Raw genomic sequence first — 4,265 nt, 5'->3', positions numbered from 1 at the left:
TGCAATAAGTTGTTAAAACAGGCCTTTGCCATAGCAAAATCAGGACTGATATACGACGATAGTTACAGAAGTACTTTAGTGAAAAATTAATGGGATTTTACTTGTTTTCTACCACAGTACTTTGTTGGGCATAGTATTTTATTCAAATTTGGTTGAAAATCTTTTCACATACCATTCAACAAATCTTTTCCTGTACTTTCTGTATAAGTAGATTGCAAGCCCTAAAATTCCGACTTCAAATATGGTTACAATGAACTCAAGTTTAGAAAAAGCCGATTCATTGATATATGTCATTGGGTCATTCCAAATTAGGTCAGGATTTATCAATACTGAAAACAAATACCACAAAGTCAACGCAGGTATGATGAAAATTAAAATGAAGAAGAGTATGTTACTCCAAATATTTAATCTTTTAGTTTCCTTTAGTTTTAATTTCAAGAATTTCGGTTCGAAGTAGCCAGTATTTGCCTCTTGAAAAAGACTAATGAGCTCTTCATTCTTGCTTTTTTCAGTCTGTAATTTATCAAGTCGTTTAGCAATATTCTCTAAAGAATACTTGTCAAATAGATTATTCAGTAAAAAGTCGGCATCATAAGTTGAAGAGGATGCAGATTCACATAATGTTAGAACTTTATCTAACGTTTCTATTTCTCCCTTATCATAATCTTCTCTAAACACATTTGAATAGAGCATATAATTTCTGAAAACCTCAAAATAATCTCCTTTTATTTCTCCAGCAGACTCGATTAAACGAATAAGTTCAGATGGAAGGATACAACTACTTTTTATTTTATTGTCATCAAGTTTAATTAGTTCTGAATCTATGGCTAAGGTCGTTTGGTCTGTCGTAATTAGCCAAAATTCGATATCAAAAAGGTTATAATTGTTTGAACCTCTTTTGTTTTCGATATGTGAAAGTAGTTTGGTGATGTGTTTTACGCGAGGTGAAGATTTTTGTGTTCTACCTAATTCAATTTGTAGGTTATCAAATTTGCCACTTGGCTTTTGTATTTTATTCTTATCAATTGAGAATCTCTCTTTACCGAAAATTTTGGTTAGAACTGCACTAACATTGCTAAAAAACAAAGTAAAATCCTGAATATTTTGAACTTCTCCATTATGTCTTAGTCTGAAATAAAGGTCAACTACATTCGAACCTTTCCCAGTAAGTTCGCCAGCTCTTTTTAATAGCTTTTCACTATGTTTTAAAGACTTTTGTGACTCATCTATCTTCTGATTAATTCTGGATTGAGCCTCGCTTAAAGTCTCTAAATGAATATGAAAATGAACTCCTTCTATTTTTTTTAGCAGTTCTAACAGGCGAACTGCTCTTTCTTGCCTGATTTCGTTGTCAAAACCTAATAATCGTAAAACAACAGAACTATCTAAATAGAATTTTTTATTTCCAAGTTTTTCGTTGACAAATTTGTCAACATCAGGATTATAATTTAACGTGAGAAAATCTGTTAATTTAAGTAATAGAGCTTCAAGGACTTTATTAAAATCTCCATTTACGCTTTTCATAAATTGATTGTACAATTTCAACTCCTTCTTTTTATATTTTTTAGAAGGACTGGCTATTTTATAATCTTCAAAATTTTTCTGCTCTATTGGTTTAATTAAAATCTTTAAGTAATCAAGATTTTTAGAAATCAGTGTGTCAAGTAAGATGTTAATTATTGGTTCTTTCTTCTTCTGATTTAAGTTATTTTCTTTTAAAAATGCGATAACTACATCGTCTAATTCTTTTGTATAGTTCGTTAAGTCTTTTACATTATTGTAATACTCTTTTTTAAGTCGGAATGGTTGGTTAGTTTCCGCAAGTGGTTCAAATCCCTCAAATATATTTGAGTATTCAATATTTGATATAACATCCTTTAGTTTTTCTGGCGAGCAAACAATTCCGATTTTGGTTATTTCTTTCGAAATATCAATTAGGCTATGATAGTTGTTTTGGTCGTTTAAAAAAGCGTCCACAGCAAGCATAACGTGAACATTCTCTTTTTTCAGATTATTAAGTTGAGAAAAGAGATAAAATAATTTATTCTGTTTTAATTGTTCTTCGTTCATAATATTATGCCCAACGGATTGGTGTATGATTTCGTTGCGTGTTTAAGCCTTAAAGTTACCAAATAATCACGGATAGAAAATTCCAGCGGAATTTTCGTAAGTAAGCTCTAACTAGCAATGAATTATACACATTGTTAGGCAACGTTAATTTTCCATTTCAGTTCAGGTGTTGACTTGATAAATTCAGCAAATTCGTTAAACGCATTTTTATACCAATCCGCAATTTTTGAATCTGACTCTTCATCGTTTAAAAAGATAGAAATTTCTTTTTTTAGTTCGATTGAAATTCCGTTTTTTCTTTTGTTTGTTATGAAATGATTTTCTTTTTGTTCAACTGCTTTTACGAAATTCTCAAATTCTTCATTTGATTTGTCTATCCATATTCCAACATAAATTGCTGGATTGTTTAGTTGAAATCCGTATTTCAATTCGGACCAACCTTTATCTGCTAAAATATCTTTAAAATAGTAAATCAACCTATTATGTTTTATAATCTGCGAAGCACTTCTTGCATCGCTGATTTTTGAATTCGTTTTAAAAGTTGATTTAAATATTGGTTTTACTCTGTCAAGATAATTATTTGTTGTTTTTAAAATGCTTTGAAGATTTTCTAATGTTAAGAAATCTTTAGCGTCAAATGTTAATTCTTGAGCCATATCTTTACTTGTTAAGAAATTTATAAATTCGTTTGCTAATGTATTTTCTTGAAATTGTTTTAAGAATTTGGCAATATGAAACCATCTTATTTGAATAAAATTATGGTGTTCATATTTCTTTTTGTCAAAATATTTTGTGCAATAAAAAAGTCTTGTTTCATAACCGTTGTCAGCGTATGTTTTTAGAACTTTTCCATATCTTTCTAATTGTCGATATCCTTCCTTTGAATTTACTTTATTTTCCATAAAGCAAATAATTTCTTTACTTTCAATTACAAAGTCAACAATACAATCTTTATCGTCTTTAAGAGAATATTGCATTTGAGTTTTTAGTAAATAATCAGATTTCGGAAGTTTTAGAAAATCGTATAAAAATTTGCCTTTAATGTTGTCTTCTAAATTCAATAATCCAACGAAAACTTCAGTCGTAAAATCTTCTAAAGGCGTTTTAGTTCTGTGCTTTCTGTAAAGTTTTAAAAGTTGATTTAGCAATGAGTTTTCGTCTTAATGTTGCCTAACGTGTTTGTATAAGATTAGTTGCGTGTTTTAAGCACTAAATTTAGCAAATAAATCACAGATAGAAAGTCCGCGAGGACTTTCGTAAATTGGCTAGAACTAGCAATTAATTTTATACGGTGTTGTACAACGTTTTTTATTCCATTTCCCATTGTTCCAAGTCATCTACTGGATTTGGTAATCTACCATCTAACCATTTCATCAATGTTCCAGGTTTAAATTCCTTGTCCTTTGTTTCAATTACCCAAGATAAATAGTCTTCAGGTCCTCCATTCATATATGGTGCAGGTGATACTGGGTAAAAAACTGTCGGTAGTCTTTCATTGATTGAAAGATAATTCACAACACAACCTAATTCCTGAACTACATTCCAAGCTAATTCATTCGTTATGTCAAGTTGAAACTTAATCCACCATAATCCGTCCTCATCTGAACCGAATGAAATAGGTTTTGTCATTGATGGAATTTTTTCTAGGTATTCTATTAGTGTTTTAAAAGCTCTTTCGTCCAATTTTATATTTCTGTTTAGTTCTTTATTTGATATTCAGATAACCAGCTTTGAAATCCCATTGCATCTGTTCCGTTTCCATTGGCAATGTTTTTAATTATCTTCAAAGCCTTTTGTTCAGTCTTTTTGTCTACGCTTAATTTTTCCAACATTTGAGTTGCAACCCAAAGATTTGTTCGGTTATCTTCAACATTTAGCAATTCCGCAAACTTTTGAATATCCGCTTGATTTTCGAATTCAGAAATTGATTCCAAAATATTGTACATCTCATTAACAGCAGAGTTGTTTTTCCGAACGGATTTTTTGTCGGCATAATCTGTTTCAGCACAGATTTTTGTCAATTTAAGATATCGTTCTTTTAAATTCTCGATGTTCATTTAAATGTTGTACAACGGTCTCGTATAACCGTCAGTTACGGGTTTATATGCGTTAATTTTCGGTTTGGCACTGACGCTCGCAATTCCGAGTGGATTCGGACGTAGTCGAATCCGCCGTAATTGCGGTTATACATTGTT

4 protein-coding genes are annotated in these 4,265 nt (G+C 30.7%); all 4 read right to left on the bottom strand.

All coding sequences use genetic code 11. The annotated features are described in order from the left end of the window. Nucleotides 1-138 precede the first annotated feature (138 nt). The 4 genes from ACFOSX_RS10975 to ACFOSX_RS10960 all read right to left on the bottom strand — a co-directional run bounded on the left by ACFOSX_RS10975 (nucleotide 139) and on the right by ACFOSX_RS10960 (nucleotide 4,127). Nucleotides 139-2,070 (bottom strand): hypothetical protein, encoded by a 1,932-nt coding sequence (locus ACFOSX_RS10975; RefSeq protein WP_386100763.1) that lies wholly within the window; start codon nucleotides 2,068-2,070, stop codon nucleotides 139-141. Between the two features lie 134 nt (nucleotides 2,071-2,204). Continuing rightward, nucleotides 2,205-3,218: a PD-(D/E)XK nuclease family protein gene (locus ACFOSX_RS10970; protein WP_386100760.1), complete on the bottom strand. Its 1,014-nt coding sequence runs from the start codon at nucleotides 3,216-3,218 to the stop codon at nucleotides 2,205-2,207. Between the two features lie 160 nt (nucleotides 3,219-3,378). Then, entirely contained in the window at nucleotides 3,379-3,753 is a 375-nt protein-coding gene (locus tag ACFOSX_RS10965) for a hypothetical protein (RefSeq protein ID WP_386100757.1), read from the bottom strand. A 14-nt stretch (nucleotides 3,754-3,767) separates the two neighbouring features. Beyond that, nucleotides 3,768-4,127 carry a hypothetical protein gene (locus ACFOSX_RS10960; RefSeq protein WP_386100754.1) on the bottom strand — a complete coding sequence of 120 codons (360 nt, stop codon included), beginning with the start codon at nucleotides 4,125-4,127 and terminating at the stop codon, nucleotides 3,768-3,770. Between the last annotated feature and the right edge of the window lie 138 nt (nucleotides 4,128-4,265).

Origin of the sequence: Winogradskyella maritima (genome assembly GCF_042650215.1) — a bacterium.
In the GTDB taxonomy this organism is placed as follows: domain Bacteria; phylum Bacteroidota; class Bacteroidia; order Flavobacteriales; family Flavobacteriaceae; genus Winogradskyella; species Winogradskyella maritima.
Note: the sequence above shows the minus strand (reverse complement) of the source record. Positions and strands in the feature narration are given on the sequence as shown.